Source organism: Nostoc sp. CCY 9925, assembly GCF_963920935.1.
Taxonomy (GTDB): Bacteria; Cyanobacteriota; Cyanobacteriia; order Cyanobacteriales; family Nostocaceae; genus Nostoc.
In genome coordinates, this window is the sequence record NZ_CAWUDO010000203.1 from 1 (window position 1) to 6,015 (window position 6,015).

General features: G+C 39.6%; 5 protein-coding genes and 1 pseudogene. 3 read left to right on the forward strand and 3 right to left on the reverse strand.

Features of this window, described 5'->3' with window-relative positions:
* Positions 1-96 precede the first annotated feature (96 nt).
* The 3 genes from ACM0OY_RS39100 to ACM0OY_RS39110 all read left to right on the forward strand — a co-directional run bounded on the left by ACM0OY_RS39100 (position 97) and on the right by ACM0OY_RS39110 (position 2,423).
* Positions 97-1,119 carry a DEAD/DEAH box helicase gene (locus ACM0OY_RS39100; protein WP_414574085.1) on the forward strand — a complete coding sequence of 341 codons (1,023 nt, stop codon included), beginning with the start codon at positions 97-99 and terminating at the stop codon, positions 1,117-1,119.
* Positions 1,120-1,340: 221 nt separating this feature from the next.
* A complete protein-coding gene (locus ACM0OY_RS39105; protein WP_196525082.1) occupies positions 1,341-1,778 on the forward strand; it encodes a hypothetical protein in 438 nt (145 codons plus the stop codon).
* Positions 1,779-1,856: 78 nt separating this feature from the next.
* Positions 1,857-2,423 carry a hypothetical protein gene (locus ACM0OY_RS39110; RefSeq protein ID WP_414574086.1) on the forward strand — a complete coding sequence of 189 codons (567 nt, stop codon included), beginning with the start codon at positions 1,857-1,859 and terminating at the stop codon, positions 2,421-2,423.
* Positions 2,424-2,484: 61 nt separating this feature from the next.
* Here the strand turns inward: ACM0OY_RS39110 and ACM0OY_RS39115 are convergent, their stop codons facing one another.
* The 3 genes and pseudogenes from ACM0OY_RS39115 to ACM0OY_RS39125 form a co-directional block, all read right to left on the reverse strand.
* Positions 2,485-4,113 carry a tetratricopeptide repeat-containing serine protease family protein gene (locus ACM0OY_RS39115; RefSeq protein ID WP_414574087.1) on the reverse strand — a complete coding sequence of 543 codons (1,629 nt, stop codon included), beginning with the start codon at positions 4,111-4,113 and terminating at the stop codon, positions 2,485-2,487.
* 121 nt (positions 4,114-4,234) lie between these two features.
* On the reverse strand, positions 4,235-4,783 hold the full coding sequence (locus tag ACM0OY_RS39120) for a COP23 domain-containing protein (RefSeq protein ID WP_414574088.1): 549 nt from the start codon (positions 4,781-4,783) through the stop codon (positions 4,235-4,237).
* 529 nt (positions 4,784-5,312) lie between these two features.
* Positions 5,313-6,015, reverse strand: a pseudogene (locus tag ACM0OY_RS39125) (mobilization protein); the annotation flags it as partial.

Here is a 6,015-nt window from a genome sequence, read left to right on the forward strand (position 1 = left end):
TCTAAGTTCCTTTTGATTTGCGTTCTCTCATATCGCTTTTAGTCTAAACTCCAGTGGCAATTTCAGCAACAAGAAGCTCTGCGACGGAAAGATGAGGTGATAGCTTCCATTAGAACTTACATTGCATTATTGAATGGCGAATGGGATGCTTACCGTCAGTTAAGTCTAAATTGGAGAAACATTTATCGGGATATCAGCCTGTTGTTTCCAGTATTCCTTTGCACTTTGCACTCCATCCGTAATTTGTTACCCTATCCCGATAGTGGCTGTATTGATCAAGTAATTGTAGATGAAGCGGGTCAGATTCCGCCGCATCAGGTTTTTCCAGTTTTAGTAAGGTGTAATCGGGCTTTGATTGTTGGCGATCCATTGCAATTGGAGCCAGTTGTTAATTTGAGCGACCAGAAGAAAGAGGAATATCGCAGCAAATCTTTTCTGGAGCAGGGACTTACGGATGTAGATTATGACCGCTACAGCCCCACTGCTTCCACAGCTTATCACCGAGCGGCTGGGGCATCAGGGCAACCTGGGGATATTGGTAATGGCATTATCCTTAAATATCATTACCGTTGCGTTCCGGTGATTGCTGATTTTTGCGATCGCTTGTGCAACTACGGCATGATCATCAAAACTGAGCCTAAAGCTTCTCGCTTGGGTGCTAACCTGATTGCTTGCAATGTAGAAGGTAAGCTAGAGAACAACGTTAATTGGGCAGAAGTTGATGCAGTAGAAGCGTTGATTGAGGAGTTGTTAGCGGCAGGTTATTGCTTAAATTCTCCTGACTCTGACAACACAATTGGCGTGATTTCACCTTACCGCCGTCAAGTAGATGCGCTGACTCAACGCTTAAAATCTCGTTGGTCAGATTTTTCCCCCAAGAGCATTGGCACAGTTCACACATTTCAAGGGGGTCAGAAGTCAGTAATAATTTTTTCGACTCGCCAATGTCAACCAACTGATAGTCTCTGGTTTATTAATCGGCGGCCTAATTTACTCAATGTTACTGTCAGCAGAGCGCGAGAACTGTTTATCCTAGTGGGGAATTTGGGGCGGATTTCTGAAGGTGGGCATACCAGAGAGTTGGTTGAATATATTAAGGAATTTGGTGAGACGCGATAATTTTAATCATTTTAAAAGTAGTTTTTGGGTATGGGAGCAACTGCCTAATGAATGTAGTTCCAAGTACCACTCTTCGCCCAAACCTTTTAAATGGTAGGTGCTGTTTTTTAGCTTACAACACTCATTAGGCAGTCAGGGCAAAGGTATTGCTTAATTTACAGAATTTAGAACAAAAGTCATGTGTTAATAAGTAAATAGGATTGACTTACTCTAAAAGAGATATGGAACCTTTGACTACTGCGGCGATCGCTGTTGGCACTATAATTGCCACTAAAGCCTTAGAAAAAACAACCGAAAAGGTAACAGACACTTTATTGGATAAGACTGGCAAGTTTCTCGTCACGCTCAAAAAGCAGTCTCCCCATACTGTAGCTGCTATAGAGAAAGCACCAGAGCAACCACTTGATTATGGTAAGGCTGTACTAGAGGTTGAATCGGCGGCTCAAGCTAATCTTGAAGTGGCTCAAGCTGCACAAGAATTAGCCGCAGCAGCTAAAGTGGAACCAAATTCCAATTTTATCCAATCTATACAGCAATTAGCCGATACGCTCAAGTCGCAGCCACAACACTCAAGTGTCATTAACAATCAGAAGTTGGCAGATGAAATTAAGAATGTCTTTCAAGGCAATACATTTAACGCCCCAGTTACATTTACCTGACTAGAGCCGCCCGAAGAGCTTCGGGCAAAGTTAAGCTCCAGAGAATATATACGCGATCGCGTTTCTCTTAAATCTCAATTGCGGAAAGTTTTAGTAAGTCTAAGTGTATTAGCAGTAATTACTCCTCTAATTTTAGGGATTTTTTCTCAAATTAATCCAAAACCTACTCTTACAGGTTCGGAAAGTCTTAAGGGCATCACAATCAAATATCCCTTAGACGACTGGAAACCAATCAAGCCAAGTGATGATTTTATTGGTGAGGTAATTCAGTTTATACCTACAAATGAAAAGCAGTTGGATTCTTGCACTATAGACATAACAATTAGTGTCCAAGATTTATCTACGCAATTGTTATCTTTAGAAGAATATAAAAATTTGGCTGTAGAAAGAATTAAGAATAATAATCCAAATAAACAAATTACAGATGATTCTAAAGATTCACCAACGCTATCAAAATTTAAAGCATATAAATTAATCTATACTCGCCAAGAAGCACAATGTAAACTCCAAGCTATAGAAGTAGGAACTGTGAGGAATAAAAAGGCTTACTTCATTACGTACACAGCAGACTCGGCAAAATATTCTCAATATTTACCTATTGCTGAAGCGATGATGCAGTCATTTCAAATTATAGAAAACAATTAGATTAACCGATACGTGTTGAAATAACTTAACTCAGCGTGTGATTAAAAATGAAAAAATATAATTACTGTTTTTCTAAGTATTGCAGGAACTTGGTTGTATCTGCAAGCAAGCGATCGCCCCAAAGATTTTGTTTCAAAAACTCTATATTTTGGTAACGCGGATCGCGGCGAAGTGCGTCTTGTCCTCCCTTCTGACTTTGTTGACGTTCACCTTGGGTATATAACGCCACACTTAAAGCCAATTGAGTTTCTACGGGTGGCTGAAAACGATTAGTTTCTAGAACAGCCGTCCATTGCCTAATTGCTCCTGTAACATTGCCTTGTTCGTAGTTGATAAAACCAATATTGTTAAGAGCAGCTGTTGATACAGATGAGTATTTAGTACTTTGAGCGCTTGCTTGTAGATACTGGCTAATGGCATCAGCTAATTTACCTTGCTTATGAAATATGAAGCCTAATAACAATAATTGTTGTGCTTCATTAGGTCTTAATTTTAAACCCGCTTGCAAAGATTGAATAGCCGCTGGATAATTTTGCTGTTGATAATAAACTTGACCTAAAGTGAATAATACATCAGCATTTTTAAGATTTAGAGTTTTTGCCTTTTTTAAAGCAAGTATTGCATCGTCATATTGTTTGGTTTGCACATACATTGCACCTAATAAATACCAAGTTTCATCACTGTTAGGGGCTAAAACAGTAGCCACTCTCACTCGAGACAAGTATCTTGATGAAGAGTCAGGCAAATACTTGACTATTTGAGCTACTTCTTTTGCTATTTTTAACCCTTCTTTTTGAGCTTCGTTAGGATTTAATTGCTGGAATCGCTTAAAGTTTTCTAATGCTCTCTGTTCATCGCTACTGAGCATTTGATTGCCTCGCGCCAAATAATCTTGACCATCACTCGGTTTAGGATTTGTAGGTTGAAGAGTTTTTGGTATATTCTCAGTAGCAATTTTAGGGGGTGATGATGGTCTAGTTGAACTAGGAGGTTTAACAGGTTTACGTTCAGGAAGATTTGCTTGTGCCTGTAACCTTTTCACTGTTGGTGAGCCATGTCTTATGTATATCTGTATCGGAATTCCTAAAAAATCTATTCCCCCAGTGCTACCATCTGTTCGTGATTGTCCATGAATTCCAACCAAACGCCCTTGCTCATTTAAAACTGGGCCGCCACTCATTCCTGATTTAGTAGGAGTATTAAAAACTAATGAATATTCATCTTTAGGCTTCTCTACAATCCTAGTAATCACCTGCGGTATTAGCAGATACTCCCGTACTGTGGTGTAGCCATCAGGATTAGCCCAACCAGAAACATAAACAGGTATACGTGCATTTAGGCGCTCAAAGTATAAATCTGCTTTGCGGTAGTTTTGGGTACTGGTAAATTGCACCTCGGCTAAATCTAAATTGCCCAAGCGTTTTATTCTACTTTTATTAACTTGATATATATTGCGATCGTAAGTTTGGATAGTATAGTTTCCTGCTGCTTCAACCACATGCCAGTTTGTCAAAACAGTATAAGAATTTTCTTGACGATCAATAATTACTCCAGAACCAGTATTTGCTCCATCAATGCGAACTGTAATCGAGTAAGCATCCGATTCTGTTAAGGCAGCAGCAACTTGCGGCTGCACCATAACAATTGTTGCACCAAGAAATACAGTCAACACTCCACTAAAAAGCTTCATTTCTTTCCCTCTTGTTAGCCATTAATTGCGAATTTATCTACAAGAAAAATGCCCAAGTAACTGCAAACTAAAAGCGAGGTTCCACAGTTTATCTTTTTAGATTCTTCTTGCTAGAAGTCGATTAATTGCAAATGTTATCGTCTATCAGTTGCTTCACATCAAGATACAAATTATTTTGATCGTAAGTAATAGCTTGACATCCACTCAAATTTACAGGTTTACCTTTAATACGGAAATCAATTATCTGCCGTAAAACTCTTCCTGTGTCAGTTCTTGGTTTGAGGGTGACTAGTAAATCCTCTGATTTACAAGGTACACCTTTGCGATTGGCAATGCATAAAACGGGAAAGTTGTTGAAATTATCTCTACTAGTAATAAAAAGCAACCCATTATCGTAATAGCGTTGCAACCTTGCAGAAACAATCTGACAACGCTTTAGAGGTGGGAATTTTTTAAAATCTTCAACTACCCAACGAATAAATGTCTCATTTCCTCTTGAAGTGCGTACTTTGGTAACTGGTATATCGCCTTCCTGGTCGCAAAAGAATTTGTTATTTCCGGCATAACTTGGCTGGTTGCTTGTAGTAGTGGCAACTGCCAAAGTTAAAATTGAAATCACATAAGCTGTTGCTATCACTGGTAAGTTGTGAGCAAATAAGCTCAGTTGCATATATTTAAGTACTAACAATTAAAAATACTTTACTTTCAACCAATACCTTTGCCAATTGAAGAGAGTTCAACCCGTGTAGAAACAGAGTGAATATCCCTGGCTGTCTAATCAGTATTTAAGGGCTTGAGTCTAGGATGTTGACTTTGGGATAAAGTAAGTGTAAATTTTCACACAACTTATGTGTCGGAGAAAGGGGCAGTAAATACAGTTTTTGTCGGCTCCAAGTACGCTGCATCCGCTTTTTTAGAATTGAAATAATCCCTAGTAAAAAGAAATCTCATAATACCTCAACCGAATATACATTTATCTAATAATCATACCAATAGTGAAGTATATTCACGAATTTAAATAAGGTATAAATATTTTATTTTTATCCAAAAATTAAGAACTCGTGGCTCGGAGTCGGCGTTAGCGGAGTGGCTCTTGCGGGCTTTTAGGATCTAGTCGGCCCAACCAGTAATCTTTCTGCCCGTAAGAGCCACCGACTCAGAGAGCGTAGCGGTCACGAGTTCGTTGGTTCAACATGAAACTACCGACTAAAACCCCTAGAGCGTTGCTTTTGCTCCAGTATTTCTTGCTGCTGTTCAATAAGAATCTCATTCCAAGTTCGCCCCTTGGGTGCAATTCTTTTAGCCTGGGGTAACATTGACTTTACGACTTGGGCCACTTCATTTCCCTGATCATCATTATTAAATGCCAGCCCAATCCTGCTGATATTTCTGAGGAGTTCAAAGGGCAAGTCATCAGGGCTATCCACTGCCATGTACATTGTTCTAACTGGCGGTTGCCCCTTGTGTCTGTCAATCTCTGCCATTGACAGCGCATCAATGGGGGAGTCACACAAGAATACTCTCTCGATTTTATCGTCAGGCTCTCCACCCAATTTGAAATGAAACCATCCATGTGAGCGTTCGCTGTATTCAGGGTACTCTATGCACCGATTGTCAAGCCGTGTGGTATCCCAAACCAGTGCGCCTGATTTTTCACCATTTAAATCTCGCTTAATAAACACCACGCGCCGCTGCTGGTCTATGTAACCTAAGCCCTGCCGCTGTAATGGCTCTACAAGGAAATTGGTTAGACCTCGTTTTTGAGTTAGGTAATTTTGCAATACTGAGCGTAAACTTTCATCTTCTGTTGGTGGCTCCCACTGAGGTTTACTCTGTTCTTGCTGTTTATTAGGGACTTCCAGAGAATAAAATATACAGTTAACAAAAATGATAATCATTCTG